This window comes from Vreelandella venusta, assembly GCF_044809155.1.
Classification (GTDB): domain Bacteria; phylum Pseudomonadota; class Gammaproteobacteria; order Pseudomonadales; family Halomonadaceae; genus Vreelandella; species Vreelandella venusta_B.
Genome location: NZ_CP085241.1, coordinates 2,697,210 through 2,723,706 on the forward strand (window position 1 = coordinate 2,697,210; position 26,497 = coordinate 2,723,706).

Consider the following 26,497-nt stretch of genomic DNA (forward strand, 5'->3'; position numbering starts at 1 on the left):
TGGCGATTATTCAAAAACGCGGTTAATGACAACATTGGCCGCTTCATCTTCGCTAATGGGCCCTACGCTCACACTTTCCAGGTCGCCAAACAGATCCCCCGGTTGAGGCGTGGCTTGGCCAGAGGGCGAAACACGCACCATGAGACGCGCATCGCGGACTTGAGAAATTTGCGCTTCTGGCGACATAGCCGCAGTGTCGTCTAATATCACGGTCATCGGCAGTTCAGAGACTTGACCGCGCACTACTGCTAGCGGCGGCAGCTCACCTTCCATATCACGCGCCGTGATAAACACCGTTGCATCATCATCGACGCTGCCCATCAGGGCATCGTCCAGCGACACGGTGACCCGTACGCCCTGACTCTGCGCAGCGTCTACATTCGCTGTTTCTGGCTCAATGCCTAAACGCAGCTGGGCAACACGAATACCATCGCGCAGCGAAGAGGCCGTATTGGAGTCTTCAATATTAGCAAGGGCGCGGCGCCAATGATCAATGGCGGTTTCATACTCACCGCTATCAAACGCGTGAATGCCCAAAATACCCAAGACGGTTGGCTGGCGCGGGTCTAGCGCCAGAGTTTCATCCACTAATGCTTGAACCTCTGGAACCAGCTCACGCTCGGCCATAAAGAAGCGCAGCTGGGCTAACTGGGCAAGCAGTGGTGCAACGCGGCCATCGATTTCTATCAACCGCTCCAAGGCAGCGGCCGCTTTTTCAGGCTGGCCTGATTCGCGGTAGAGCGGAAAGAGCGAGTTCCACACGTTCGGATTGTTGGGCTGACGTTCGGCCTCAGCTTCCATGCGCTCTAGATACATGGCTAACGACGCGTCCGGGTCGTTTCTTACTTCTTGCTGAATCGCATAAAGCGTGAGATCACCCTCAGCACCGTGCTGCTGATACCAAAACACGCTCGCAATGACAACACTCACCATCACCAACGGTACCGCAACTTTACCGGCAGTGGCCGCTTTTAGCGGTTGCTTGGTTTGGATAACGGTGTCTTCTAACAGGCTGCGCTCTAGCTCTAACCGATCTTCTTCAAAGCGAGCTTCGTCAATGTCACCTCGCTCATGGGCGGCCTCTAGAGAGGCCAGGCGGCGTTTAAATATCGCCACATTTTGCTCGGCAGAGGTATCGTTAGCCTCAAAATGATGTAGCTGGTCACTTAATGAACGGGCGCTGCGCATAGGCGCTATCAGCAGCCAAAGTGCAGGCAGTAACAGTAAAGCAATTGCAATCCAGAGCGGTGTCATGAGGACCTCTCGCGGTTGATCAGAGCATCCAGGCGGGCGCGCTCTTCGGCGCTCAGGGCTTTGGCAGACGCGTTGCGACGGGCGCGAACCATCAGAACAACCACCAGCAACCCTACAAAAACAAGCCCAATAGGCAGCCCCCATAGCAGGTAGGTGCGGTTTTCCAGGCGCGGATTATAAAGAATATAATCCCCAAACCTCCGTACCATATGATCTATGATTTCAATATCCGACCGCCCGTCTTGAAGCAGTAGGTAAACACGGTCGCGCATATCGCCTGATATCGGCGCATCAGAGTCATCAATGGCCTGGTTTTCACACAGAGGACATCGCATGGAAGCGGTTAAGTCGCGGTAACGCTTCTCCATTACCGGATCATCAAACTCGCGAATTTCGATCCCCCCCGCCATCGCACTGAAGGTAAATAGCAACATTAAGAGCACTGAGAGCGTACGAATTAGCGCCATTTTTCTACCTCCGGAAGGATGCGATCGCGGACATCTTCAGGCGATACATAGCCTTTATGGTGATAGCGAATAACACCGTCGGCATCGACTAAAAAGGTCTCTGGCGCGCCGTAAACGCCAAGGTCAAAGCCCAAGCTGCCTTCAGGATCAAAAATATTGACCTCAAAGGGATCGCCAAACTCGCTCAAGAACTCCAGCCCTTTTTCGCGGGTATCTCGGTAGTTAATACCCACCATGCGGATATTGTTATCCGCCAATGCCAATAGCTGAGGCATTTCTTGCTTACAAGCGGGGCACCACTCACCCCATACGTTTACAAGGGTTACCTCGCCGGTAAGCAGCGTCTGATCCACACGACGGTTCGCATCGCGTAGGGTGCTGGCTTCAAAGGCAGGGAACTCCCTCGCCATCAGCGCAGAGTCACGATCAGAGGGGTTGATCCCTAAGCCTTGGTAGAGAAATAACGCAATTCCTATAAAACCAACTGGTAGAAGTAGCAGTAAGAGGCGCCGAGTCATGCCGTAGCCTCCTTCGACGACGCTTCTTGGGCAGTCTCGACAGGCCCCGATTTACGCGCCGCTACCCGACGATAGCGCTTATCGACCACGGCCAACACACCGCCGAATGCCATCAATAAGCCGCCCAGCCAGAGCCAACGAACAAACGGCTTATACTGAATTCGCAGGGCGTAGCTGCCGTCTTCTAAGTCTTCACCCATCGCCACATAGAGATCGCGGAATAAGCCAGGACGCAACGCTACCTGGGTCATGGGCATACCAGTCGCTAAATAAAGACGTTTTTCTGGGCGCATAACGAAGCTACGCCCTGTTTCACCACGCTGTACCTGGATGATCGACGTATCGGCCAGAAAGTTCGGCCCACGACGATTGGTTAGCTCGGTCATCGTAAACTGGTAGCCTGCAACTTCCACCGTGGTGCCCGGCGACATGCGCACGTTACGCTCAATGTTGTAGTTCGAGACAACCGCCACACCGACGATAGTCACCGCAATACCCACATGCCCAAGTACCATGCCCCAATAAGACAGCGAGAGCTTGCGTAGGCCAGCGACGAAAGAACTCGCATGGCGAGTTTTATCAAACAGGTCGCGCACCATGGGCAGCACAATCCACAGGGCTGAAACAATCCCTAGTGAGACCCACAGGTTCCACTCCCCGCCGTACAGCAGCGGCATTGCCGCCCCAAGCACTAGCGATGCGGCACCGGCAATCCATAGCTTACGGACAAGTTCGCCCGCCTCCATGCCCTTCCAGCGGGCAACAGGACCTAAGCCCATAAACATACACATCACGATCGTGAGGGGCACAAACAGGGCGTTAAAATAAGGAGGCCCTACGCTAATTTTCCCCAGCCCAAGGGAGTCGAGAATTAGCGGATAAACCGTTCCCAGCAGAACGGTGACGGTCATGATAACCAACAGAATATTGTTAACCAGCAACAGTGAGTCCCGTGAAAGCCAGTTAAACCCCACTTTATGGCTAACCCGTGGTGCGCGTAACGCAAATACCAGCAGCGAGAGCGTAACGGTGATCGCTAGCAGCATTAAGATAAAGAAGCCGCGAGAAGGGTCGTTGGCGAACGCATGTACCGACGTTAAGACCCCTGAGCGCACCAAGAAGGTACCCATTAGCGACAGTGAGAACGTCGAGATCGCCAGTAGTACCGTCCAGCTTTTAAATGAACCACGTTTTTCGGTAACCGCTAAAGAGTGCACTAATGCAGTGCCGGTAAGCCAAGGGAGCAGCGACGCGTTTTCGACCGGATCCCAGAACCACCAGCCGCCCCAGCCAAGCTCGTAATACGCCCACCAGCTGCCCAACGCAATGCCTACGGTAAGAAACGCCCAGGCTAAGTTAGTCCAGGGGCGAGCCCACCGCGTCCAAGCCGCATCTAATCGGCCACCTAACAGGGCTGCAATAGCGAAGGCAAAGACAACGGAAAAGCCTACATAGCCCATGTAGAGCATAGGGGGATGCACAATGAGGCCAAAATCTTGAAGCAGCGGGTTTAGATCGGCGCCATCCTGCGGCATGTTGGGTAACAGGCGCTCAAAAGGATTGGAGGTCATTAAGATAAACAGCAGGAAGCCAACGCACACCATTCCCATGATGCCTTGAACTCGTGCCACCATGTCCCGTGGCAAGTCACCTGAGAACACCGATGCTGCATACCCCCAACCTGCTAGCATCAAGCTCCATAGCAGTACCGAACCTTCATGGTTTCCCCACACGGCGCTAAATTTGTAATACCAGGGCAGTAGCGAGTTCGAGTTATTCGCAACGTTGGCAACGCTGAAGTCATCCAGCATGTAGCTTGTCGTAAGACAAAGATAAGCAATCGCGACAAAGAGAAATTGACCGGCGGCCATTGGGCGTCCATACGCCATCCATAGGGGGCGGCGAGTAGCGGCCCCGGCCAGCGGCATGACGAACTGAACTATCGCCATTAATAGAGCGATAACCAGGGCAAAATGGCCAATTTCAGGAATCATTTTAATGAACATGAGCGCTCCGAGATAGCACTGGGCAAAACAGCATGCTGCGCAGCAGGGCAGCCTGAGCGTTAGTATTCGCTAGCGTTTGGAACGCCTTCTTGCTCCAACCGCTCGCCAACTTTAGCCGCTTTCGCCTGGAAGTCAGCAGGCGAATAGCCAGCTTCCTCCAGCGCTTGAGCAACTTCTGGCGGCATATAATTTTCATCGTGGCGTGCCAACACCTGGTCAGCGCGGAAACGCCCATCGGCCTGTAGCTCGCCAACCACGACCACCCCCTGCCCTTCACGGAACAGGTCCGGCAAAATTCCACTGTAATAAACGTCAAGATCATCGACGTAGTCCGTCACCGTAAACTCAACATTTAAGCTTTCTCTATCGCGGGAAACCGACCCCTCTTTTACCATCCCACCCGCGCGGATCTGACGTTCGATTGGCGCATTGCCTTGAGCAATTTGTACCGGGCTGAAAAACAGATTGATGTTGGCACGCAGCGCATAAAGGGTCAGTCCCACGGCAATCGCCGTTAATGAGACTAACCCTAAAATGACAAATAGCTTTTGCTTACGTTTAGGCGTCATGATGAACGTCCCCTTGAACAGGTTTAACCGATGCCTGCGCTGCTGTTGTTGGGTAGTTGTTCGCATGACTTTCACGGCGAGCACGACGCTTCAAGCCGCTAAGCAACTGGCGACGCTCCCGTCGTGCATGCCACAAGATGACTAACAACAGCAGCGCAGTAACGCCCCAGGCAGCCCATACATAAGGCCCATGACCACCCATTGCGAGAAATTCATTCATCGACGAGAAAGCCATTAGTGCGACTCCTCTATCAAATCACGCACCCAGCGCTTGCTGGCTTCACGGCGTAAGATCTCGCTACGCGTGCGCATTAGCGTTAAGCCGATAAAAAAGCTGTAAAACCCCAGCACCATAATCAGCAGCGGTGCCCACATTTCCATCGGCATCGCCGCTCGGCCAGTGATAGTAAAAGTGGCTGGCTGATGAAGCGTGTACCACCAATCAACCGAGTATTTAATAATCGGAATATTGATAACCCCCACCATTGCCAATATAGAGGCGGCGCGTGAGCCGCTATCGCGACTGCTAAACGCTCCCCGTAGGGCAATAACGCCCAAGTATAAAAACAGTAAAATCAGCATAGAGGTGAGGCGTGCATCCCACATCCACCACGTTCCCCAGGTGGGCACTCCCCATACCGCCCCAGAAAAAAGCGCGATAAATGTCATTGCGGCGCCCAGTGGCGCCATAACGGTCGCGGCCATATCCGCGATTTTGATTTTCCACACCATAAACACCAGCCCAGTGATGGCCATGGAAACGAAAATCGACTGAGCCAAAAAAGCGGCTGGCACATGGACATAAATAATACGGAAACTATTGCCCTGCTGATAATCTGCAGGGGCAAAGGCAAGCCCCCAAACCGTGCCGGTTATCAACAGCAATGCGGCTACTACCCAAAACCAGGGCTGCAGCTTTGCGCTAATCGTGTAAAACCACTTGGGTGATCTTAGTTTGTTAATAAAGGCCCACATGGATTTTCCGTCCTTTAGCCGTTGATACTGATGCGTAGTGACGCGGCAATTGCCCAGGGTGAAAGCATCAACGCCATGGCCAATAACGCGCCCAGAATTGCCAAGTGTGCCGCCACGCCATCGCCCATAATCGCAGCCTGTACCGCACCAGCTCCAAAAATAAGTATTGGAATATAGAGCGGCAGTACCAGCAACGAGAGCAGCACCCCTCCCCGCGCCAAGCCTACGGTTAGTGCGGCGCCAATAGCACCAATTAAGCTTAAGCTAGCCGTACCCAGTGCCAATGAAAGCGCTAATACCAGATAGCTGCCGGCGGGCAGTGCCAGCATAATGCCAAGCACTGGCGCCATTAGGGCTAGAGGCAACCCGGTCAGCAGCCAGTGCACAGCCACTTTTGCTAATCCGAGCGCTGCCAAAGGCTGCGGTGCTAACAGCATCTGCTCTAGGCTGCCATCTTCGTAATCGCTGCGAAACAAGCTGTCTAAAGAGAGCAGCGCTGCCAATAATGCCGCCACCCACAGTAGCCCCGGTGCGATAACCGCTAATAGCTGCGGGTCTGGCGAAATACCGATAGGAAAAAGGGTGATCACCAGAGCAAAAAACACCAGCGGATTAAGCACCTCCCCTCGCCTACGAAGCATCAGCGTTAAATCACGCCTAAGCGTGGCGCTTAGTGCAACTAATAGCCCTCCTTGGGGCTCGTACATTGGTATTACTGAGGCACTGGTGGTGACATCTGTACTGGGCAACGCTATCTCCTTTTACCCCAACTGTACTCTTCTAAGCACGGGTGAAGCGGTTAGCTCATGATGCGTGGTGACCAGTACACACCCCCCCGCCTTTGCATGCGCAACAAGCTGCGCCTCAAGCGCTGCCACCCCGTCACGGTCAATGGCTGTAAAGGGCTCATCCAGCACCCAGAGGGCTCTAGGGGTAAGCGTTAACCTTGCCAGCGCCACCCGGCGCTGCTGGCCCGCGGAAAGCTGCCCTGACGGTACGTCTTCAAAGCCTCTCAGCCCCACCTTAGCCAAAGCATCTTCACGCTGCTCTTCAGAGCCTTGCTCACCGCTAAGCGCTTGATACCAAGTAAGGTTTTCAAGTGGGGTCAGACCTGCTTTAACCCCCGGGGCGTGTCCTAAATAGAGCAAATTAGCGAGAAAATGTTCACGGGTTTCACGCATTAATGCGCCATTCCAGTAAAGCTCGCCATGATAATCGCTCAGTTGGCCCGAGAGAATTTTCAACAGCGTTGTTTTACCGCTGCCATTAGGACCTTCAATGCGCACGATCTCACCACTGTGAATATCAAGATCGAGTCCTTCAAATAGCCAGCGGTCATCGCGTTCACAGGCCAACTGGCGGGCTTGCAGGCACAGGCTCAAAGGTCTCTCCAGCCACATAGATTTCGGGTCGAACTCTACACGGAAAGCCACTTTCTCGCCAGTCGCACTCTGCGGCCTTGGGTCGCAGCATGATACGTATCATCAGTGCCGCAAAAAAAGCGCGCTGGAAATAAGAAAAAAACCACCACTGGAACTGTATGCAAAAACAGGTTTATACTGCGACTACTGTATGAAAAAACACTTCATAAAAAAACAGCCATCATCGCAACTAAACGCCTACGGAACGGGCGCTGCATTGGAGAAATCATGATGACAACGTCGATGCTCGCAACACGCCCTGCACCAAGCACCTCATTTCAGCCAGCACCACTGTCCTCTACGGTCGTACGTGAAGCTAACACTTCACACATTACGCGACGTAACACCTACGCACTCAAAGTGCGCGGTGACCGCATGCGTGACAGCAACTTATTCGATGGCGATGTCATTATCATTCGACGCTATCAGCATGATACTCAACACGAAACCGCTGTTGCGACAATTAACCAGCGTGAAGTTGCGTTAAAACAGCTCTCGATTAGTCGACTGGGTGTGCATTTATTGCCTGAAGATGCAGCAACCCCTGCGGTATTCCTGCATAATTGTGATATTCAAGTTTTAGGTATGGTGATGGGTATTGAGCATCATGACTCACCACCGCGGCATCATTAAGGCTCACCCCGGCCTCACGACTCCCAGGAGTAATGAGTGCGTTATCGCATCCCTGATTTACCCCCCACACAGTGGCACACAACCGTTATTGAGGTAGAAAAAAGCCAGTTTCTCACCTGGATGTGCCATGCACCGAACAAAGAAGCTTTTGATGCGCTGCTGCAAGCGGCGAAAACGGCCCACCCCAATGCTAGCCATCACTGCAGCGCTTTTATTGCCGGCCCGCCAGGAGAGCAAACGCATATTGGCTTTTCAGATGACGGTGAACCTGGCGGTACCGCCGGAAGACCTATGTATCAATCGTTATTAGGCAGTGGGCTGGGTGAAATCGGCTGTGTGGTGATTCGCTATTTTGGCGGCACAAAACTCGGCACCGGTGGGCTTGCCCGCGCCTATGCGCAAGCAGTTAATGCCGGGCTAGAGACACTACCAACACAAGAAGTTATTGAGCGGGAAAATTACCTGCTGCGCGTAAGCTTTGCCCATGAGGCGATAGTGCGCGCCTGGTGCGACGAGCAGCAGCTTCCTATTCAGCACGTCGACTACGATAGCAACGGTGTGGGCATGACCGTTGGCTGGCCCCAGGATGTTCCTCTTAGCCTTGAAGCGTTAGAAAATCGCCTAAAAATGCCCCTCATCATCCATAAAGTGCTGTAACTGCTTGCCAAAACCAGCAACATAAAAAACGCAGCTTGCTAAGCAAGCTGCGTTGTTGGGCATGACATATTGCTAATGCTTAACACTAGCCTAAATACTTAATCATCACCCCAGCCGCCACGGCAGAGCCGATAACGCCTGCTACGTTTGGCCCCATTGCATGCATTAGTAGGAAGTTATGTGGGTTAGACTCTAAACCTACCTTGTTGGCCACACGCGCCGCCATTGGCACTGCCGAAACCCCAGCGGCACCAATCAACGGGTTAATAGGTATTTTGCTCACTACGTTCATCAGCTTCGCCATCAATACACCTGCGGCGGTACCAATCCCAAATGCAACAATACCCAAGCCTAAGATCCCTAACGTTTCGAACGTTAGAAAGCTTTCTGCCATCAGCTTAGAGCCTACCGAGAGCCCTAAGATAATCGTCACGATATTGATCAACGCATTTTGCGCAGTATCCGATAAACGCTCAACCACACCGCACTCGCGCATCAGATTACCAAAGCAGAACATGCCTAACAGCGGCGCTGCATCAGGCAAAAAGAGCGCAACCAATATTAGCAGCATCAGCGGGAAAACAATTTTCTCCAGCTTGGATACCGGACGCAGCTGCGTCATGGTGATTTTGCGCTCTTTTTGGGTGGTCAACAGGCGCATAATGGGCGGCTGAATCAGCGGCACAAGCGCCATGTAGGCATACGCCGCAACCGCAATTGCGCCCAGCAGCTCAGGAGCAAGGACACTCGACACGTAAATAGAGGTCGGGCCGTCAGCACCGCCGATAATACCAATTGCTGCCGCTTGGTTAAGGGAGAAGTCCATAACCCCTAGCGAAGAGAGCGCAACGGCACCAAACAGCGTGGCAAAAATACCAAACTGAGCAGCGGCCCCTAAAAAGAGCGTACGCGGGTTAGCCAACAACGGGCCAAAGTCGGTCATTGCCCCCACGCCCATAAAAATCAGCAGCGGGGCAATACCAGAGGCAATCGCTACTTTGTAGAAGCTATAAAGCATGCCATCGCCGTAGCCAACGTTCATGGCAACGTCTTTCGCCGCGCGTAACTGATCCGGTGCTGCAGTATCGTATGCGATCGTCTTCAGCGACTCACGCCAAGCTTCTACACCGCTTAATGGATCAAGGGTTGCGCCAAGCGCAGTGGCCATTTGTTGCAGCACAGCGGGCTTTGCGACTTCGATCGCCTGATCTAACGCAGAAATTGCCAAGCCAGCCTCAGGGATGTTGGCAAGAATACCGCCAAATCCAATCGGCACCAGCAGCAATGGCTCAAACTTCTTGTAGATGGCGAGGTAGAGCAACCCAAGCCCTACCAAAATCATGACCGCCTGACCAAGCTCGAGGTTATAGAGCCCCGAGCCCTCCCATAAGGTGATTAACTTATCCATTGCCGAATGCCCTTAAAGCTCGATCAGCGAATCGCCGACGGTGACACTGTCACCCTCGCTGACGTTAACTTTTGATACGGTACCGGCACTGCTGGCGCGTACTTCGGTTTCCATTTTCATGGCTTCCAAAATAATCACCACATCGCCTTCCGCTACTTGGTCGCCAGGTCGCACATTGACTTTGAAGATATTGCCCGCTAACGGTGCATCGATGCTTTCACCACTGCTTTCAACTTCATCGCTGGCCGCCGGCTCTTTTGAGGCACTCGCCGTCTGCTCTTTTACTTCGCTGATGTCGCCCCCTTCGGAGACTTCCACCACAAACGCTTTGCCGTTGAGCTTGACGGTATAGGTTTCTGGACCGCTTGCGGTCACAGGAACGTTGGCGCTCTTTTCAATTTTGGCAGGCGCTTTCGACGCACTCGCCTCAGGTACCTGGGGCGCTGGCTCAAAGGCATCTGGATTGTCGCGGTTTTTCAGGAACTTCAAGCCAATTTGTGGGAATAACGCGTACGTCAGCACATCATCTATTTCCCGCTCGCCATCGGCTAAACGAATTTTATCTGCACTGGCCTTCTCTTTAAGTTCAGCCGCCAGCCTGTCCATTTCAGGCGACAGGTTATCCGCTGGACGACAGGTAATCGGCTCGCCGCCTTCAAGTACACGCTTTTGCAGCTCTGCATTAAACGGTGCAGGCGCGGAGCCATACTCCCCTTTTAATAGCGCCTGAACTTCTTTGGAAATTGACTTGTAGCGCTCCCCCATCATGACGTTCATAACGGCTTGGGTGCCCACGATTTGCGATGTCGGCGTTACCAACGGAATAAAGCCGAGATCTTCGCGCACGCGAGGGATTTCATTCAGCACATCATCCAACTTGTCACCAGCGCCCTGCTCTTTTAACTGGCCTTCCATGTTGGTGAGCATACCGCCCGGCACTTGAGCGATGAGAATGCGCGAGTCGATACCTTTAAGCGAACCCTCAAAAGCAGCGTACTTTTTACGCACTTCGCGGAAATAGCTAGCGATATCTTCCAAAAGCTCTAAATCCAGCCCAGTGTCGCGGCCGGTATCTTTAAGCATTGCAACTACTGATTCAGTGGGGCTATGGCCATAGGTCATCGACATGGAAGAAATAGCGGTATCGACATTGTCCACGCCCGCTTCCACAGCCTTAAGGATCGTCGAGGTAGAGAGGCCGGTAGTGGCATGGCAGTGCAAGTGCACCGGGATAGACAGCTCTTTTTTCAGCCGTGTCACTAACTCGTATGCGATATACGGCGTTAGCAGCCCCGCCATATCCTTGATAGCCAGCGAATCTGCCCCCATTGCGGCAATGGTTTTGGCTAGATCTACCCAGCTATCCAGGGTATGTACCGGGCTTACCGTGTAAGAAATAGTTCCCTGCGCATGGCCACCCACTTGACGCACCGCTTTTATTGCACGCTCCAGGTTGCGTGGATCATTCATCGCATCAAAGACGCGAAAGACGTCAACACCGTTAGTTTTTGCGCGCTCGACAAACTTATCAACGACATCGTCGGCGTAGTGGCGATAGCCCAGCAGGTTCTGACCGCGTAGCAGCATCGCCTGGGGGGTATTCGGCATAGCTTCCTTCAGCGCACGAATGCGTTCCCATGGATCTTCGCCCAGGTAACGGATGCACGCATCAAAGGTAGCGCCCCCCCAGGTTTCAAGCGACCAATAACCCACCTTATCGAGCTTTTCAGCAATCGGCAGCATGTCATCAAGACGCAACCGAGTAGCAAATAGCGATTGATGGGCATCGCGAAGGACAACATCAGTGATTCCCAGAGGACGTTTTGTTTCGTTCATGGTCGTGGCTCACAGTTGGTACGTTATGAATTTGTAGTAAATTTAACAAAGAAAGTGCTAGCAGCAAGGAAAGCTAACTACAAAAAACGCTGCTTAAGGACGGCGTGAAGAACGATAACGGTGAACGGCAGCACTAATCACGGCCAACACCTCATCGTTTTGATTGTTTGCTGCCGTCGTTTTTTTGCCATTCCCACGGCTAGGCGCTGCCACTGGCACTGGCTGAAAGCGGCCAATCAGCTTTGACATTAGCGTAACGCTAATCACTAAAACCGTAAGAAAAACAAAAACAAACCCCATACCAAGGCCCATCAAGGCCAACCCCTCCTGGAGCAACTCTGACTCTTGCATACCGCATTCTCCTTATTTCAAATGCTTATCGGCACCTCAAAAGCCTACTAAGGCACTTGGCGCAGTGAGGACTATGCACTAACCTGCCACACCTAGGATAGATTGCAATGGCGCCATAGTGGAAGTCATGGTTGTTAATTTACTACAAAACGGCAAAATAGGCCTTGCGCCCATGGAGGGCGTTATCGACGCGCTCACCCGCGACTTACTCACCCGGCAAGCAGGTTTTGACTGGTCGGTGACTGAGTTTGTGCGGGTGGTTGACGCACGCCTTCCGCCGCGCGTGTTTTACCGACACTGCCCCGAGCTTAGTCAACGCCCCGTCGCTACCCCCAGCGGCGTACCGGTGCATCTTCAACTACTGGGCTCTGACCCGGCGGCGCTGGCTGAAAACGCCCGCCAGGCGCTTTCTTTGGGTGCACTCAGTATCGATCTAAACTTCGGCTGCCCAGCAAAGCTGGTTAATCGCCACGACGGCGGCGCCTCACTCCTACGTCGCCCAGAACGTGTTTACCAGGCGGTAAAAGCGGTTGCCGAAGCCCTGGAAGGCCGAATACCGGTGACAGCCAAGATTCGTCTTGGCTTCTCTGATCGTCGCTTAGCAGTGGCCTGTGCTCAAGCCACCCAAGCAGGCGGTGCCGCGCGACTAGTGGTGCACGGCCGAACACGAGATGAGGGATACCGCCCACCCGCTCACTGGGAGTGGATCAGCAAAATTCGCCATCAGGTATCTATTCCTGTGGTAGCCAACGGGGATATATGGACACTCGAAGACTACTGGAAAGCACGAACGCTTTCCGGCTGTCGCGATGTCATGCTAGGGCGCAGCGCGCTAGCAGACCCTTGGCTTGCCCCCCGCATTCGCCATTGGCAGCGAACCGGAGAGAGGCTTCCCGAAACCACCTGGGATATGCGGGTCAGCGTGCTCAAAGAGTATGCCGCTATACAGCGGCAGGGGCTGCCTGATCGCGTCGTCGTATCACTCGTAAAACAGTGGCTGGCACAAATGCGCCAAGGCAATGCAGAGGCCGACCAGCATTTTCAGCGCCTAAAGCGTTTAACAGACCTTGATACGCTGTTAACTAGCTTACTACCCAGCAGCACCTCACGCCCAACCTGTGAACCGGCGTAGGCAATGTTCAGCCACCACTAACCGCATCCAATACAGCGCTGCCGCGCAGCGCATCGCCTAACGAATTAAGCGGGGCAAAAAAAAGCGCCCTACCGCAAATGCGGGGGCGCTTTACACGATCGCAAGACCAACGTGCGAGCCACGTTGATCAGGCTAGAAAACAGAAAACCCGCTCTCTGTGAGAGCGGGTTTTTAAATTCTGGCGCGCCCGGGAGGATTCGAACCTCCGACCCCCTGATTCGTAGTCAGGTACTCTATCCAGCTGAGCTACGGGCGCTTAACGTTCATTACTTAACACAACAAGCAATGAAATTACTGTAACATCAAACACTTACTTTTACAACTTGGCGCGCCCGGGAGGATTCGAACCTCCGACCCCCTGATTCGTAGTCAGGTACTCTATCCAGCTGAGCTACGGGCGCGTATCAAATTGTAATGCTACATAATGCAGTTGGCGGAGAGAGAGGGATTCGAACCCTCGATAGGGCTATAAACCCTATACTCCCTTAGCAGGGGAGCGCCTTCAGCCACTCGGCCACCTCTCCTCAACGGCACGGCGCGAATATTACCGATTATGACGTCCTTTGTCTAGTCTTCTCCTAATATTTTTCGCACCGACCAACGCTTACCGCTCAAACGCCCTACGTTGGGCGTGGCAATCACGGCCATTTACTCAGCGTCACTTTCGTTACTACGCTCACGCTGAATGCGCTGATAGATCTCTTCGCGATGAACCGCGACATCTTTTGGTGCATTCACACCAATACGCACTTGGTTGCCTTTTACACCGAGCACCGTGACGGTCACTTCATCACCGATCATCAGCGTTTCGCCAACGCGGCGGGTTAAGATGAGCATGGCTGATCTCCTTCTCAGACGTTTTAGTACAACGGGATGTGTCCGCCAGAAGCGACGCCAGCCTATTATGCTGCATGGCGTCGCTCGTCACCAATGGCTCTCTGGCTCCATGACACCTTAACCTCCCGTTGAAAGAAAGCTCACCACCACTCAGCAGCGAGTTACCCTTCAGCGTAGAAGGTTTAAGGCATAATTGTTATTCAGATTCTATATCTGTCTTATCCAGCCCGAAAGCCTTGTGTAACGCGTTAACCGCCAGTTCCATATGTTTCTCGTCAATCACCACCGAAATTTTAATCTCAGAGGTCGACACCATACGAATATTGACGTTTTCGTCAGCCAACACGCGGAACATTTTAGAAGCAACCCCCGCATGAGAGCGCATACCGACGCCCACTAACGATACCTTAGCAATATTATCATCACCACGTAGCTCGCCACCGCCTAAATCAGGGATGACGGTCTCTTCCAGAAGCTTTTTAGTGGCTTTGTAGTCACCTTTAGCAACGGTAAAGGTAAAGTCTGTGTAGTCCCCTGCTGGCGCCACGTTCTGAACGATCATATCCACTTCGATATTCGCGTCGGCAATGGGCCCTAGAATACGTGAGGCCACGCCGGGCACATCAGGCGTGTTCAACAGGGTCAGCTTGGCTTCGTTTTTGGTAAAAGCGATACCGGAGATCAGCGGTTCTTCCATAGAGTCCTCGTCTTGGTCTGCGTCTGCAACAATCAGGGTGCCAGGGCCGTCTTCAAAGCTCGACAGCACCCGCAGCGGAACGTTGTACTTACCTGCAAACTCTACCGCACGAATTTGCAGCACTTTGGAGCCTAAGCTCGCCAGTTCGAGCATTTCTTCCACTGTAATACTCTCAAGGCGTTGCGCTTTGGAGCATACGCGGGGGTCAGTGGTGTAAACACCGTCGACATCGGTGTAAATTTGGCACTCATCGGCCCCTAACGCCGCTGCCAGTGCGACACCGGTCGTATCTGAACCACCGCGCCCCAGCGTCGTAATATTGCCGTTCTCATCAACGCCCTGGAAACCAGCAACCACCACCACCTTGCCTGAGTCTAGGTCAGCTTTCAGGTCGTCGGTTTCAATGCGCTGTATGCGCGCTTTGGTATAAGCACTATCAGTGTGAATACCTACCTGAGCGCCCGTATGAGACGTGGCAGAAACCCCAATTTGCTGGAGCGCCATCGCCAACAACGAAATGGTGACCTGCTCGCCAGTCGACAGCAGCATATCCATTTCGCGCGGTGCGGGCTCTTCATTAAGGGCCTGCGCCATCTCAGTCAGGCGATTCGTTTCGCCGCTCATTGCAGAGACCACGACCACTACCTGGTGGCCTTGATCACGAAAGCCTTTGACCTTTTCCGCCACGGCCTTGATACGGTCGACAGAGCCCACCGAGGTGCCGCCGAACTTCTGTACGTATAATGCCATATGCCGTTTTTCCTATGGGTTCGGGAATGGAGGGTGAATGTTGTTATTGCTAATTTACTTAACTAATAAAAAGGCCGGTAGCAGATAATGCCACCGGCCTTAATAATTAGCTAAGCGTGTTTTCCAACCAAGCCGGAACGCTGTTCAACGCCTCCGGCAGGGCGTCGGGCTGACTGCCGCCCGCTTGTGCCATATCCGGACGACCACCACCTTTGCCGCCCACCTGGGAAGCCACGTGGTTCACCAACTCACCTGCTTTGACGCGGTGGGTCAAATCCTGGGTTACACCAGCAATCAAGCTGACCTTACCCGCCGTGGCATCCGCCGTACCCAGCATGACAACGCCTGAACCAAGCTTATTTTTCAACTGATCCAAAATACCGCGCAGATCTTTACCTGAAACACCTTCAAGCTGCGTCACCAGCAGTTTAACGCCATTAACCTCTTGCACCTGGCTGAGCATATCGCTACCAGCAGCGCTAGCGAGCTTGGCTTTTAACTGCTCAAGCTCTTTTTCCAGGCTGCGATTACGCTCTACCAGCGATTCAACACGCGCTTCCACCTGCTCGGGCTTGGTTTTCAAGCGCTCGCCAAGACGCTGCACACGGGCTTCCTGCTCGCGGAAGTAAGCCATCGCGTTTTCACCCGTAATAGCCTCAATACGGCGTACACCGGAGGCAATGCCAACCTCGCTCACCACGTGACAGCAGCCAATGTCACCACTGCGGGCCACATGGGTACCGCCACACAGTTCGATAGAGAAGTCATCGGCGCCAATGGTCAGCACGCGCACGTTATCCGCGTATTTCGCTTCAAACAGCGCGGCTGCGCCTTTCTCCTTGGCGTCCGCCAGGCTCATCTGCTCAATTTTAGTCGGTGCGTTTGCAAGGATCTGCTCGTTAACGATGCGCTCTACTTCAGCAAGCTGATCCGCGGTCATCGGCTCAAAGTGGCTAAAGTCGAAACGCAGGCGCTCCGCGTTAACCAACGAACCTTTCTGCTGAACGTGGTCGCCCAGCACCAGCCGCAGTGCTTTATGCAGCAGATGGGTCGCCGAATGGTTGCGAATCGTCGCACCGCGCAGGCTTGCATCCACTTCTCCGCGCACGTTGGCACCGACGCTAAGCGTACCCTCAACCATCACGCCTTGGTGAAGGTGGTGGCCGCTCTGCTTCTGGGTATCCGTCACCTGGAAGCGGCCGCCATTGACGTGCAGGTAGCCGGTATCGCCCACCTGGCCGCCAGACTCTCCGTAGAAGGGCGTGCGATCCAATACCACTGTGCCCTTCTGGCCTGCTTCCAGCGCCGCCAGGTCGTTGCCCTCGCTATCCACAATGGCGGTAACGGTAGCTTGGTCTTCCAGCACCTCGTAGCCAGTGAACTGGGTTTCACCTTCCAGCTCAATGGAGGCAGTGTAGTCTGCGCCAAACTGGCTGGCGGCACGCGCCCGCTCGCGCTGTGCCTCAAGCTCACGCTGGAAACCCGCTTCATCCAGGGACACTTCCCGTTCGCGGCAAACATCGGCGGTTAAATCAAATGGGAAGCCGTAGGTATCGTAGAGCTTGAACACGGTTTCACCGGGCAGCACATCGCCTTGAAGTTCTTCAAGCGCCGCGTTCAGCAGGCCCATACCATGGTCTAGGGTACGGGCAAACTGCTCCTCTTCTTTCAGCAGTACGCGGGCGATCTGCCCACTGGCTTCGTGTAGCTCGGGGTAAGCCTCGCCCATTTCAGCATCTAGCGCGCTCACGAGCTTGTGGAAGAACGGCTCAGCGGCGCCCAGCTTGTGGCCGTGACGAATCGCCCGACGAATGATCCGGCGCAGCACGTAACCACGGCCTTCATTGGAGGGCAACACGCCGTCAGCAATCAAGAAGGCACAGGAGCGAATGTGGTCAGCAATCACGCGCAGCGACGGCGTCGAGGTATCGCTGTGACCGGTGGCATCGGCAGCGGCCTTGAGCAGGTTTTGAAACAGATCAATTTCATAGTTAGAGTGCACGCCCTGCATAACAGCAGCCACGCGCTCTAAGCCCATTCCGGTATCAATCGACGGCTTTGGCAGCGGATTCAGCGTGCCTTGGGCATCGCGATCAAACTGCATAAATACCAAGTTCCAGATTTCGATGTAGCGGTCACCGTCTTCTTCTGGACTTCCCGGCGGGCCGCCCCATACATCTGGGCCATGATCGAAGAAGATTTCGGAGCTGGGACCACAGGGGCCGGTATCGCCCATCTGCCAGAAGTTGTCTTCATCCAGCTTGGAGAAGCGCTCGGGGTCGATGCCGATTTCATCTTTCCAGATGCGCTCAGCTTCATCGTCGCTGATATGCACCGTGACCCAAAGCTTCTCTTTCGGCAGTCCCAACGTTTCGGTTAAAAACACCCAGGCAAAGCGGATGGCATCACGCTTGAAGTAATCGCCAAAGCTAAAGTTACCCAGCATCTCAAAGAACGTGTGGTGGCGCGCGGTATAGCCGACGTTATCTAAGTCGTTGTGCTTACCGCCTGCGCGCACGCAGCGCTGAGCAGAGGTGGCCCGCACATAGGGGCGTGGGTCCCGGCCCAAGAACACGTCTTTAAACGGCACCATGCCCGCATTGGTGAAGAGCAGTGTCGGGTCATTACCCGGTACTAAGGAGCTGGTGGGCACAATCGTGTGCCCTTGATCTTCAAAAAACGATAAAAAAGCCTGCCTGATCTCTGCGCTTTTCATAGGGTATCCGTAACAAGAAAGCGTGATGCCCCAGGGCGCTATTGCCGCTACCCGCTGGGGTCGCAAAAGAGCCATTATAACGCAGTTGTCAAACGACTAAAGCCGCAGTTAGTGGCAGCGGCCCAAACAGACGACGAAATTAGGTGGAAAAAGGCTCGGAAAGGCAGGAGAGCGCGTAACGAATTTGTTCGAAATCAAAGCCGCGTGTTGCCAAAAAACGTTCACGCTTAGCGCGCTCTTTAGGCGTGTCACCTGGAGAAGAGTAGCGCCGCGCCAAGGTGTCACGGGCAATGTCAAACCAATCCACCGCTTCACGCTCTTGTACGGCCACCAGCGCAGCGGTCAGCGTTTCCTGATCAACGCCGCGCTGGCGCAGCTCCCCCTTGATGCGAATAACGCCCTGCCCGCGCGCAATGCGCGAGCGAATAAAACTTTCTGCAAACCGCGCATCTGACTGCAACGACTGCTCAGCCAGGGCATCCAGGCAGCTGTCGATAGCGTCAGATTCAAACTCTTTTTGACGCAACTTGCGGGCTAGCTCGGCGCGGGAATATTCGCGCCGAGCTAGCAGTTGAATCGCAACATCTCGCGGAGTGGCGTTACCGCCAGAAGCAAACATAGCGATCCCCTATCCTTTCAACACGCATCAAGAAGGGGTTTATAGCACGTCATCGTCGCTATCTGCGGCAACATCGGCCACCGGCGCAGCCTCTTCCTTCTTAGGATCTGGCTTGGCTAACAGCTGCTCACGGATCTGGGTTTCGATCTCTTGCATAATCTCTGGATGCTCTTCCAGGTACAGAGCTGAGTTCGCTTTACCCTGGCCGATTTTTTTACCTTTATAGCTGTACCACGCGCCAGCTTTATCGACTAAGTTGCACTGCACGCCGAGGTCAATCACTTCACCGGCATGGTAGATACCCTTGCCATAAAGAATCTGGAACTCAGCTTGGCGGAACGGGGGAGCCACCTTATTTTTAACGACTTTGACACGCGTTTCGTTACCGGTGACTTCGTCACCGACTTTTACCGACCCCGTGCGGCGAATATCTAAGCGCACGCTGGAGTAGAACTTCAGCGCGTTGCCACCGGTGGTGGTTTCAGGGCTACCAAACATCACGCCAATTTTCATGCGGATCTGGTTAATGAAGATCACTAAGCAGTTGGCGTTTTTGATGTTGCCGGTAATTTTACGCAGCGCCTGAGACATCAAGCGTGCCTGCAGGCCCACGTGGGAGTCACCCATTTCGCCTTCGATTTCAGCTCGCGGTGTTAACGCCGCAACAGAGTCGATAACAATCACGTCAACACCGCCAGAGCGTACCAGCATGTCGGTAATTTCTAACGCTTGCTCGCCGGTATCCGGTTGAGAAACCAGCAGGTCATCTAAATTGACCCCGAGCTTTTCGGCATAGCTTGGGTCAAGGGCATGCTCAGCATCGACGAAGGCACACACCTTGCCCTGCTTCTGCGCTTGAGCAATCACTGAAAGCGTCAGCGTCGTTTTACCGGATGACTCTGGGCCAAAAATTTCGCATACGCGCCCGAAGGGCAAGCCGCCGATACCAAGTGCGATATCCAGCCCCAGCGAACCGGTTGAAACCGACGGCATCACAACGCGCGGCGCGTCGCCTAAGCGCATGACGGTTCCTTTGCCAAACTGACGGTCGATTTGGCTTAGCGCTGCATTGAGTGCTTTTGTGCGGTTATCATCCTGAGCCATTCAGAGATTCCTCATAACAAGCTGTATAATTAGCCAGTAGTATGCCAAAGATTAGCGGTTAAACAAATCCTCAGCGCTATATTTAGTCATTATTTATGTTCACGACTCTGCGCCTGCTCGGTGAGACGCACTACTAAGCCGGCTAGCGCTTCGCGTACGGCCTGCTCTCTCACTGCCTGGCGATCGCCGGGAAAGTGAAAACATTCGGCCTGCTGATGCTCAGCGTTACCCCACGCCAACCATACGGTACCCACCGGCTTTTCTGCGCTACCGCCTTCAGGGCCTGCCACACCGCTCACCGCGACAGCTACATCTGCACCGCTTTCCCGGCAAGCACCGGCTACCATTGCTTTTACTACCGGCTCACTGACTGCCCCAACGCTTTCCAGGGTGGCCTCTGGCACCTTTAATAGGCGGCTCTTCGCAGCGTTCGAATACGTCACATACCCGGCGGTAAAGTAAGCCGAGCTGCCCGCTACCGAGGTGATGGCGCTTGCGATACCGCCTCCGGTGCAGGACTCTGCAGTCGTTACTTCTACGCCAAGCTGCTGGCATAACCTTCCCATTCGCTGAGCCAGCAACGATAAATCAAGATTCTTCAGGCTGGAAACGCTGGGCGTCATGGTGACTCCTTCAAGTAAGACCTCAGTTCAGCGTAGAATACAGCGTTTATCTTGCGCAAAGAACATGCCGTAAACCGTCATGGCTTACGCCACGCTCAATCAGGACACCCATGTCACAGGCCAGCCCCACTCATACGCCCATGATGGCGCAATACCTTAAGATTAAACGCGAGCACCCCGAGGTACTGCTGTTTTACCGCATGGGGGATTTTTACGAGCTGTTTTTCGACGACGCGAAACGCGCCGCTGCGCTGCTGGATATTACGCTGACCCAACGCGGCCAATCGGGGGGCAAGCCGATTCCCATGGCAGGGGTGCCCTACCACAGCGCTGAAGGCTATTTAGCACGCTTAGTGGCAGGCGGCGAGTCGGTCGCCATTTGTGAGCAAATCGGCGACCCCGCCACCAGCAAAGGACCCGTTGATCGCCAAGTCGTGCGTATTGTGACCCCCGGTACGCTCCACGATGAAGCGCTGCTGGACGCACGTCGCGATAACGTCCTCGTCTCCGTCGCACCAGGAAAAGAGGCCTTTGGCCTTGCGTGGCTTGAGCTTTCCAGCGGGCGCTTTAACGTACTAGAAGTAGAGAGCGAGGCAGAAATGCTCGCCGAGCTAACCCGCCTCTCCCCCGCCGAACTGCTAGTACCGGAAAGCCTGACGCTGCCTGATGCCTGGTCGCAAAAACGTAGCCTGCGCCGCCAAGGCGAGTGGCTGTTTGACCTGGAGAGCGCCACCCGCAGCCTATGCGACCAGTTTGAAGTACAAGACTTACGCGGCTTTGGCTGCGCGCACTTAACGAGCGCGCTCATTGCCGCCGGGGTGCTGGTCGATTACGCCCGAGACACCCAGCGCTCACGCCTGCCCCACGTCACGGCGATTGGCGTTGAGAACCGCGACGATGCGGTGGTGATTGACGCCGCCAGCCGACGCAATCTAGAAATCGATATCAACCTGGGCGGCAACAGCGATAACACCCTCGCCAGTGTTTTAGACACCTGTGCCACCGCGATGGGTTCTCGCCTATTAAAGCGCTGGCTTAATCGCCCGCTGCGCCAGCGAGATACTGTAGAGGGTCGCCAAGCCGGTGTAGCCCTGCTATCCATCGACGCTGCCTATATGGCGCTGCGCGACACCTTAAGCGACGTGGGCGATGTAGAACGTATTCTTGGCCGTGTTGCGCTGTATAGCGCCCGCCCGCGTGACTTAGCGCGCTTACGTGATGCGCTGGTTACCCTACCCGAGCTTGAGCAGCTGTTAGCCAACGTGGAAAGCGGCAGCGCCTTGGATAGCCTTAAGCCCCACATTCGCCCCTATCCGGAGATGGCCGATACACTAACCCGCGCGCTGGTCGAAAACCCGCCCGTGGTGATCCGCGATGGCGGCGTCATTGCGGATGGTTATGACGCCGAGCTGGATGAGCATCGCGGCATGGCTGAAAATGCCGGTGAATATCTGGTGCAGTTAGAGTTGCGCGAACGCGAGCGCACGGGGCTTGCCAATTTGAAGGTGGGCTATAACCGCGTACACGGCTACTTTATAGAACTACCCCGCTCCCAGGCTCAGCAGGCTCCCGCCGACTATATTCGTCGTCAGACGCTAAAAAATGCGGAGCGCTTTATCATTCCAGAGCTTAAAGAGTTCGAGGACAAAGCGCTTTCCGCGAAGTCACGGGCGCTGACACGGGAAAAATGGCTCTACGACCAGCTGATGAGCGAGCTCAACGCGCTGCTTCACGCGCTGCAAAACACCTCTCGAGCACTGGCCGAGCTGGATGTGCTCTGCGCGTTTGCCGAGCGCGCTGAGGCGCTTCACTGGGTGCGTCCACAGTTAGTTGAGACGACCGGTATTAGCATTAGCGCAGGCCGACATCCGGTTGTTGAACAGGTAAGCGACAAGCCGTTTGTACCCAACGATGTCACGCTATCGCCCGACCGGCACATGCTGATTATCACCGGCCCCAACATGGGCGGTAAATCGACCTATATGCGCCAAACAGCGCTAATCGCGCTGCTGGCCCACAGCGGTAGCTTTGTGCCCGCTGATGCCGCTGACATTGGCCCTATCGATCGCATCTTTACTCGCATTGGCTCATCGGACGACTTAGCGGGCGGGCGTTCCACGTTTATGGTGGAAATGACCGAAACCGCCAACATTCTGCACAACGCGACCGAGCACAGCTTGGTGCTGATGGATGAGATTGGGCGCGGCACCAGTACCTTTGACGGTCTCTCACTTGCCTGGGCAAGCGCCGAGCACTTAGCAGCGGCTCGTGCGTTAACGCTGTTTGCCACCCACTATTTTGAAATGACCGCCCTGCCTGAACAGGCGAATGGGGTAGCCAACATTCATCTCACTGCTACCGAACACGGCGATAGCATTGTCTTCATGCACCGCATCGAAGCAGGCCCGGCAAGTCAAAGCTACGGCCTACAAGTCGCGCAGCTTGCTGGCGTGCCTACGCCGGTCATTGCCCGCGCACGGGAAAAACTGATCGCTTTGGAGCAGCGAGACGTTGATCAACAGCAGCGAGGCTCTGTTTCAGCAGAGGCCAAGAAAGACACGCCTCAGCAAAACGATCTCTTTGCCAGTGCACCACACCCCGTTGTAGAAGCACTTGAAAAAGCAGAAGTGGATGATCTATCGCCTCGGGAGGCGTTGGCACTGCTGTATCAATGGCGCGAACTACTGTGATCGTCTTAATAGAAGGTCATGTGGCGCTTGCCCACGGGTAAGGGCACCTCTAGAATGTCGTTCATACTTTTTAGCTTATAAAAAACGGCTGATTTATAACCATTCACGATTGACCATGACCGGAAGCGTTTCTGGTCCTGCAAGAGGGATAGCAAGATGACGTTTGTCGTTACCGAGAACTGCATCCAGTGCAAGTACACTGACTGCGTGGAAGTTTGCCCGGTCGATTGCTTCTATGAAGGTCCTAACTTTTTGGTTATTCACCCAGACGAGTGTATCGATTGCGCCCTGTGTGAACCTGAATGCCCTGCTGAAGCAATCTTCTCTGAGGATGAGCTGCCCGATGACCAAACGCAGTTTATCGAGATCAATGCGGAACTGGCCGACGTATGGCCAAATATCGCTGAGAAGAAAGACCCTCTGCCTGATGCAGAAGAGTGGGATGGTAAAACCGGCAAGCTTGAGAAGCTAGAGCGCTGAGTTCCACTATCGCTTGAGACTCGCAGAGTTGCTTAAGCCTCGTCGCTCTCATGAAAACCAGCGTTTACGCTGGTTTTTTTACGCCTATAGCGCTCGCACGCACAAAAAAAAGGCGGCCCGTAGGCCGCCCGCTCCAAGCACTTCCTCTGACCACTCCCTGTGTCAACTTCCTTAGGTGACGTCCTTGCCAGGGCTCACATCACTGTGTCACCCGGCGCACCTACCTGCATCCCGTTGCATCCTGCCTGAAGCATCCTTGCCTCCCCTAGTCCTGAACGTATTGTGGCAGATAATGAGGCCATCACAAGCAGGCCAAAATCGCGAAAGGCGAGCCTCGTCGGCTCGCCTTTATTTGTTAACTTATTTAAAATCAGCCACTTAAATTAAGATTAGTGGAAAATTTCGTTTTATCTTACCCAAACAGAGCGAATGTCGTCGGCTTTTGTAAGAGATCTCTTACAAAATCTTGAGACATCTCTTACACGCCAGCGCCACGTTTCACGTTCACTGACCTTTAATCGCCTTCAAGCCCGGATACGTTACGTCACCCAGCTCCGCTTCAATCACCAATAGACGGTTGTACTTAGCCACCCGGTCGGAACGGCACAGTGAGCCGGTTTTGATCTGACCGGCACAGGTGCCCACCGCCAAATCGGCAATGGTGGTATCTTCTGTTTCGCCGCTACGGTGAGAGATCACTGCTGTGAAGCCAGCATCCTGGGCCATTTTGATCGCGTCCAGGGTTTCCGACAGCGAGCCAATCTGGTTGAACTTAATCAGAATGGAGTTCCCGATCTGTTCATCAATGCCGCGCTTCAGGATTTTGGTGTTGGTCACAAACAGATCATCACCCACCAACTGCACTTTATCACCCAGCTTGTCGGTCAGCGCTTTCCAACCTGCCCAGTCGGACTCGTCCATACCGTCTTCGATAGAAACAATCGGGTAGTCGGCGCACAGCCCTGCTAGATAGTCAGCAAAGCCTTCAGCGTCATAGCTTTTACCTTCGCCGGAGAGGTTGTACTGGCCATCTTTGTAGAACTCCGAGGAGGCGCAATCCAGCGCCAGCGTAACGTCGCTACCCAGAGTGTAGCCCGCATCCGCAACGGCTTGCTTGATGACGGCCAGGGCATCGGCATTGGAGGCCAGGTTCGGTGCAAAGCCGCCCTCATCACCCACCGAGGTGGAGAGGCCTTTGGCAGAGAGCACTTTCTTCAACGCGTGAAAAATCTCCGCACCCATGCGCAGACCTTCACGGAAGTTGGCTGCACCCACCGGCTGTACCATGAACTCTTGGATATCAACGTTGTTATCCGCGTGCTCGCCGCCGTTCAAAATGTTCATCATCGGTACCGGCATGCTGTACTGGCCGGGCTGGCCGTATAGCTCGGCAATGTGAGCATACAGCGGCACGCCTTTTGCGTTGGCCGCCGCTTTGGCCGCGGCCAGAGAGACCGCCAAAATAGCGTTCGCGCCCAGGGTCGCTTTGTTTTCGGTACCATCCAGCACCAGCATGGCGTTATCCAAGCCACGCTGGTCCCGTGCATCCATTCCCAACAACGCATCACGGATCTTGCCATTCACGGCTTCAACGGCTTTTAAAACACCTTTGCCGAGGTAGCGTGTCTTGTCGCCATCGCGCAGCTCAAGCGCCTCACGAGAGCCCGTGGACGCTCCACTTGGCGCGCAGGCGTCACCAACCGCACCACTTTCAAGGCGGACGGTCGCTTGAACAGTGGGGTTGCCACGAGAGTCGAGCACTTCCAGCGCGCTGATTTCAACAATTTTAGTCATGACAGTGTCCTTAGGTTGTCGGTCTAATAGATAAGAAATCCAATGTATACCACGGATGACCGCCGCGATTAACGGATGGTTAAGGGTTTAAAGCCTTTTACCAGGGCGTCTAACTGCGACAGCTGCGCCAAGAACGGCTCTAGCTGGTCCAGCGGCAGCGCGCAGGGGCCATCACACTTAGCGTTGTCAGGATCGGGGTGGGCCTCCAAGAAAATACCCGCCAGCCCCACGGCGACGCCCGCACGGGCCAGTTCAGCCACCTGGGCGCGTCGGCCATCGGCGCTGTCCGCACGGCCACCAGGACGCTGCAACGCATGGGTGACATCGAAAAACACCGGGTAGCCGGTTTGCTTCATGTCGCCAACGCCCAGCATATCCACGATCAGGTTGTTGTAGCCAAAGCTGGTGCCCCGCTCGCACAACATGAGGCGGTCGTTACCTGCTTCTTGAAACTTAGTGAGGATATGACGCATTTCATGAGGAGCCAAAAACTGCGGCTTTTTGATATTGATCGCGGCCCCGGTCTTCGCCATGGCCACTACAAGATCGGTTTGGCGGGCAAGAAAGGCGGGTAGCTGGATAATATCGGCGACCTCGGCGGCCGGCTCGGCCTGCCAGGGCTCGTGCACGTCAGTAATGATAGGTACGTTGTAGCGGGCTTTAATATCGGCCAGGATTTGCAGGCCTTTTTCTAGCCCGGGACCACGGTAGGAGTGAATCGAGCTGCGGTTTGCTTTATCAAAGCTTGCCTTAAACACATAAGGCATGCCGAGCTTCTGCGTCACGTTAACATAGGCCTGTGCCACTTCATCGGCTAGTTCCGCCGACTCCAACACATTCATGCCGCCCAATAACATCAGCGGCAAAGAATTGCCGGCGGTTAGGCCGGCAACGTTGATATGACGCTCTGGGGTTGGTGCGTGAGAAGCCATGCTTCCC

At 54.5% G+C, this 26,497-nt stretch carries 25 protein-coding genes and 3 tRNA genes; 5 read left to right on the forward strand and 23 right to left on the reverse strand.

Annotated features, from left to right (window positions below):
• Positions 1 to 6 precede the first annotated feature (6 nt).
• The 9 genes from ccmI to ccmA are packed head-to-tail and all read right to left on the reverse strand — an operon-like array spanning position 7 to position 7,171.
• Positions 7 to 1,254: a c-type cytochrome biogenesis protein CcmI gene (ccmI, locus tag LG301_RS12530; RefSeq protein ID WP_404471494.1), complete on the reverse strand. Its 1,248-nt coding sequence runs from the start codon at positions 1,252 to 1,254 to the stop codon at positions 7 to 9.
• On the reverse strand, positions 1,251 to 1,721 hold the full coding sequence (locus tag LG301_RS12535; protein WP_404471495.1) for a cytochrome c-type biogenesis protein: 471 nt from the start codon (positions 1,719 to 1,721) through the stop codon (positions 1,251 to 1,253). The genes ccmI and LG301_RS12535 overlap by 4 nt, the downstream gene beginning before the upstream one ends.
• Positions 1,712 to 2,239 (reverse strand): DsbE family thiol:disulfide interchange protein, encoded by a 528-nt coding sequence (locus LG301_RS12540; protein WP_404471496.1) that lies wholly within the window; start codon positions 2,237 to 2,239, stop codon positions 1,712 to 1,714. The genes LG301_RS12535 and LG301_RS12540 overlap by 10 nt, the downstream gene beginning before the upstream one ends.
• The gene (locus LG301_RS12545; RefSeq protein WP_404471497.1) at positions 2,236 to 4,245 is read right to left on the reverse strand and encodes a heme lyase CcmF/NrfE family subunit; all 2,010 of its coding nucleotides are present in this window, start codon (positions 4,243 to 4,245) and stop codon (positions 2,236 to 2,238) included. Before LG301_RS12545 ends, LG301_RS12540 begins: the two co-directional genes overlap by 4 nt.
• A gap of 59 nt (positions 4,246 to 4,304) precedes the next feature.
• Positions 4,305 to 4,814 (reverse strand): cytochrome c maturation protein CcmE, encoded by a 510-nt coding sequence (gene ccmE, locus LG301_RS12550; protein WP_404471498.1) that lies wholly within the window; start codon positions 4,812 to 4,814, stop codon positions 4,305 to 4,307.
• The gene (gene ccmD, locus LG301_RS12555; RefSeq protein ID WP_404471499.1) at positions 4,804 to 5,049 is read right to left on the reverse strand and encodes a heme exporter protein CcmD; all 246 of its coding nucleotides are present in this window, start codon (positions 5,047 to 5,049) and stop codon (positions 4,804 to 4,806) included. Before ccmD ends, ccmE begins: the two co-directional genes overlap by 11 nt.
• Positions 5,049 to 5,789, reverse strand: a complete 741-nt coding sequence (locus LG301_RS12560) for a heme ABC transporter permease (protein WP_404471500.1) — start codon at positions 5,787 to 5,789, stop codon at positions 5,049 to 5,051. Before LG301_RS12560 ends, ccmD begins: the two co-directional genes overlap by 1 nt.
• A gap of 14 nt (positions 5,790 to 5,803) precedes the next feature.
• On the reverse strand, positions 5,804 to 6,496 hold the full coding sequence (ccmB, locus tag LG301_RS12565) for a heme exporter protein CcmB (protein ID WP_404475259.1): 693 nt from the start codon (positions 6,494 to 6,496) through the stop codon (positions 5,804 to 5,806).
• A gap of 54 nt (positions 6,497 to 6,550) precedes the next feature.
• Positions 6,551 to 7,171: a cytochrome c biogenesis heme-transporting ATPase CcmA gene (gene ccmA / locus LG301_RS12570; RefSeq protein ID WP_404475261.1), complete on the reverse strand. Its 621-nt coding sequence runs from the start codon at positions 7,169 to 7,171 to the stop codon at positions 6,551 to 6,553.
• 267 nt (positions 7,172 to 7,438) lie between these two features.
• Here ccmA and LG301_RS12575 point away from each other — a divergent pair, with 267 nt between their 5' ends.
• Positions 7,439 to 7,843 (forward strand): LexA family protein, encoded by a 405-nt coding sequence (locus LG301_RS12575; RefSeq protein ID WP_404471501.1) that lies wholly within the window; start codon positions 7,439 to 7,441, stop codon positions 7,841 to 7,843.
• Between the two features lie 36 nt (positions 7,844 to 7,879).
• Positions 7,880 to 8,500, forward strand: coding sequence for an IMPACT family protein (locus tag LG301_RS12580; RefSeq protein WP_404471502.1), 621 nt, complete (start codon positions 7,880 to 7,882; stop codon positions 8,498 to 8,500).
• 85 nt (positions 8,501 to 8,585) lie between these two features.
• Here LG301_RS12580 and LG301_RS12585 read toward each other — a convergent pair whose 3' ends face one another.
• From LG301_RS12585 to LG301_RS12595, 3 genes are all read right to left on the reverse strand, one after another.
• The gene (locus LG301_RS12585) at positions 8,586 to 9,908 is read right to left on the reverse strand and encodes a sodium ion-translocating decarboxylase subunit beta (protein WP_404471503.1); all 1,323 of its coding nucleotides are present in this window, start codon (positions 9,906 to 9,908) and stop codon (positions 8,586 to 8,588) included.
• 12 nt (positions 9,909 to 9,920) lie between these two features.
• Positions 9,921 to 11,744: a sodium-extruding oxaloacetate decarboxylase subunit alpha gene (oadA, locus tag LG301_RS12590; protein ID WP_404471504.1), complete on the reverse strand. Its 1,824-nt coding sequence runs from the start codon at positions 11,742 to 11,744 to the stop codon at positions 9,921 to 9,923.
• Positions 11,745 to 11,837: 93 nt separating this feature from the next.
• Entirely contained in the window at positions 11,838 to 12,095 is a 258-nt protein-coding gene (locus LG301_RS12595) for an OadG family protein (RefSeq protein WP_404471505.1), read from the reverse strand.
• A gap of 127 nt (positions 12,096 to 12,222) precedes the next feature.
• Between LG301_RS12595 and LG301_RS12600 the strand changes: the two genes are divergently transcribed.
• Positions 12,223 to 13,227, forward strand: coding sequence for a tRNA dihydrouridine synthase (locus LG301_RS12600; protein WP_404471507.1), 1,005 nt, complete (start codon positions 12,223 to 12,225; stop codon positions 13,225 to 13,227).
• A 200-nt stretch (positions 13,228 to 13,427) separates the two neighbouring features.
• Here the strand turns inward: LG301_RS12600 and LG301_RS12605 are convergent.
• From LG301_RS12605 to LG301_RS12645, 9 genes are all read right to left on the reverse strand, one after another.
• A tRNA-Arg gene (locus tag LG301_RS12605) sits at positions 13,428 to 13,504 on the reverse strand.
• 68 nt (positions 13,505 to 13,572) lie between these two features.
• Positions 13,573 to 13,649: transfer RNA gene (locus tag LG301_RS12610), tRNA-Arg, on the reverse strand.
• A gap of 30 nt (positions 13,650 to 13,679) precedes the next feature.
• Positions 13,680 to 13,772: transfer RNA gene (locus tag LG301_RS12615), tRNA-Ser, on the reverse strand.
• Positions 13,773 to 13,896: 124 nt separating this feature from the next.
• Positions 13,897 to 14,085, reverse strand: a complete 189-nt coding sequence (csrA, locus tag LG301_RS12620) for a carbon storage regulator CsrA (protein ID WP_263067636.1) — start codon at positions 14,083 to 14,085, stop codon at positions 13,897 to 13,899.
• Positions 14,086 to 14,281: 196 nt separating this feature from the next.
• Positions 14,282 to 15,532: an aspartate kinase gene (locus tag LG301_RS12625; protein WP_404471508.1), complete on the reverse strand. Its 1,251-nt coding sequence runs from the start codon at positions 15,530 to 15,532 to the stop codon at positions 14,282 to 14,284.
• A 106-nt stretch (positions 15,533 to 15,638) separates the two neighbouring features.
• Positions 15,639 to 18,248 (reverse strand): alanine--tRNA ligase, encoded by a 2,610-nt coding sequence (gene alaS, locus LG301_RS12630; RefSeq protein ID WP_404471509.1) that lies wholly within the window; start codon positions 18,246 to 18,248, stop codon positions 15,639 to 15,641.
• A 139-nt stretch (positions 18,249 to 18,387) separates the two neighbouring features.
• A complete protein-coding gene (locus LG301_RS12635; RefSeq protein ID WP_404471510.1) occupies positions 18,388 to 18,867 on the reverse strand; it encodes a regulatory protein RecX in 480 nt (159 codons plus the stop codon).
• Positions 18,868 to 18,906: 39 nt separating this feature from the next.
• Positions 18,907 to 19,971, reverse strand: a complete 1,065-nt coding sequence (gene recA, locus LG301_RS12640; RefSeq protein WP_404471511.1) for a recombinase RecA — start codon at positions 19,969 to 19,971, stop codon at positions 18,907 to 18,909.
• 89 nt (positions 19,972 to 20,060) lie between these two features.
• Positions 20,061 to 20,594, reverse strand: coding sequence for a CinA family protein (locus LG301_RS12645; protein ID WP_404471512.1), 534 nt, complete (start codon positions 20,592 to 20,594; stop codon positions 20,061 to 20,063).
• A gap of 110 nt (positions 20,595 to 20,704) precedes the next feature.
• On the opposite strand from LG301_RS12645, the gene mutS reads away from it, so the two are divergent.
• Entirely contained in the window at positions 20,705 to 23,284 is a 2,580-nt protein-coding gene (gene mutS, locus LG301_RS12650) for a DNA mismatch repair protein MutS (protein WP_404471513.1), read from the forward strand.
• Between the two features lie 156 nt (positions 23,285 to 23,440).
• Positions 23,441 to 23,764 (forward strand): ferredoxin FdxA, encoded by a 324-nt coding sequence (gene fdxA / locus LG301_RS12655; RefSeq protein ID WP_263067628.1) that lies wholly within the window; start codon positions 23,441 to 23,443, stop codon positions 23,762 to 23,764.
• Positions 23,765 to 24,268: 504 nt separating this feature from the next.
• On the opposite strand, the gene eno is transcribed toward fdxA, so the two are convergent.
• Positions 24,269 to 25,558, reverse strand: a complete 1,290-nt coding sequence (gene eno, locus LG301_RS12660) for a phosphopyruvate hydratase (RefSeq protein WP_404471514.1) — start codon at positions 25,556 to 25,558, stop codon at positions 24,269 to 24,271.
• 68 nt (positions 25,559 to 25,626) lie between these two features.
• Positions 25,627 to 26,490, reverse strand: coding sequence for a 3-deoxy-8-phosphooctulonate synthase (kdsA, locus tag LG301_RS12665; protein WP_404471515.1), 864 nt, complete (start codon positions 26,488 to 26,490; stop codon positions 25,627 to 25,629).
• Between the last annotated feature and the right edge of the window lie 7 nt (positions 26,491 to 26,497).

Excerpts from the sequence above, each read along its gene's own strand:
- alaS (WP_404471509.1), bottom strand. The coding sequence starts at position 18,248 with ATGAAAAGCGCAGAGATCAGGCAGGCTTTTTTATCGTTTTTTGAAGAT.
- ccmE (WP_404471498.1), bottom strand. The coding sequence starts at position 4,814 with ATGACGCCTAAACGTAAGCAAAAGCTATTTGTCATTTTAGGGTTAGTC.
- LG301_RS12625 (WP_404471508.1), bottom strand. The coding sequence starts at position 15,532 with ATGGCATTATACGTACAGAAGTTCGGCGGCACCTCGGTGGGCTCTGTC.
- LG301_RS12535 (WP_404471495.1), bottom strand. The coding sequence starts at position 1,721 with ATGGCGCTAATTCGTACGCTCTCAGTGCTCTTAATGTTGCTATTTACC.
- ccmI (WP_404471494.1), bottom strand. The coding sequence starts at position 1,254 with ATGACACCGCTCTGGATTGCAATTGCTTTACTGTTACTGCCTGCACTT.
- mutS (WP_404471513.1), top strand. The coding sequence starts at position 20,705 with ATGTCACAGGCCAGCCCCACTCATACGCCCATGATGGCGCAATACCTT.
- LG301_RS12575 (WP_404471501.1), top strand. The coding sequence starts at position 7,439 with ATGATGACAACGTCGATGCTCGCAACACGCCCTGCACCAAGCACCTCA.
- LG301_RS12645 (WP_404471512.1), bottom strand. The coding sequence starts at position 20,594 with ATGACGCCCAGCGTTTCCAGCCTGAAGAATCTTGATTTATCGTTGCTG.
- LG301_RS12545 (WP_404471497.1), bottom strand. The coding sequence starts at position 4,245 with ATGTTCATTAAAATGATTCCTGAAATTGGCCATTTTGCCCTGGTTATC.
- LG301_RS12585 (WP_404471503.1), bottom strand. The coding sequence starts at position 9,908 with ATGGATAAGTTAATCACCTTATGGGAGGGCTCGGGGCTCTATAACCTC.
- fdxA (WP_263067628.1), top strand. The coding sequence starts at position 23,441 with ATGACGTTTGTCGTTACCGAGAACTGCATCCAGTGCAAGTACACTGAC.
- ccmB (WP_404475259.1), bottom strand. The coding sequence starts at position 6,496 with ATGTACGAGCCCCAAGGAGGGCTATTAGTTGCACTAAGCGCCACGCTT.
- LG301_RS12635 (WP_404471510.1), bottom strand. The coding sequence starts at position 18,867 with ATGTTTGCTTCTGGCGGTAACGCCACTCCGCGAGATGTTGCGATTCAA.
- LG301_RS12540 (WP_404471496.1), bottom strand. The coding sequence starts at position 2,239 with ATGACTCGGCGCCTCTTACTGCTACTTCTACCAGTTGGTTTTATAGGA.
- kdsA (WP_404471515.1), bottom strand. The coding sequence starts at position 26,490 with ATGGCTTCTCACGCACCAACCCCAGAGCGTCATATCAACGTTGCCGGC.
- LG301_RS12595 (WP_404471505.1), bottom strand. The coding sequence starts at position 12,095 with ATGCAAGAGTCAGAGTTGCTCCAGGAGGGGTTGGCCTTGATGGGCCTT.
- csrA (WP_263067636.1), bottom strand. The coding sequence starts at position 14,085 with ATGCTCATCTTAACCCGCCGCGTTGGCGAAACGCTGATGATCGGTGAT.
- LG301_RS12600 (WP_404471507.1), top strand. The coding sequence starts at position 12,223 with ATGGTTGTTAATTTACTACAAAACGGCAAAATAGGCCTTGCGCCCATG.
- eno (WP_404471514.1), bottom strand. The coding sequence starts at position 25,558 with ATGACTAAAATTGTTGAAATCAGCGCGCTGGAAGTGCTCGACTCTCGT.
- recA (WP_404471511.1), bottom strand. The coding sequence starts at position 19,971 with ATGGCTCAGGATGATAACCGCACAAAAGCACTCAATGCAGCGCTAAGC.
- ccmD (WP_404471499.1), bottom strand. The coding sequence starts at position 5,049 with ATGGCTTTCTCGTCGATGAATGAATTTCTCGCAATGGGTGGTCATGGG.
- LG301_RS12560 (WP_404471500.1), bottom strand. The coding sequence starts at position 5,789 with ATGTGGGCCTTTATTAACAAACTAAGATCACCCAAGTGGTTTTACACG.
- oadA (WP_404471504.1), bottom strand. The coding sequence starts at position 11,744 with ATGAACGAAACAAAACGTCCTCTGGGAATCACTGATGTTGTCCTTCGC.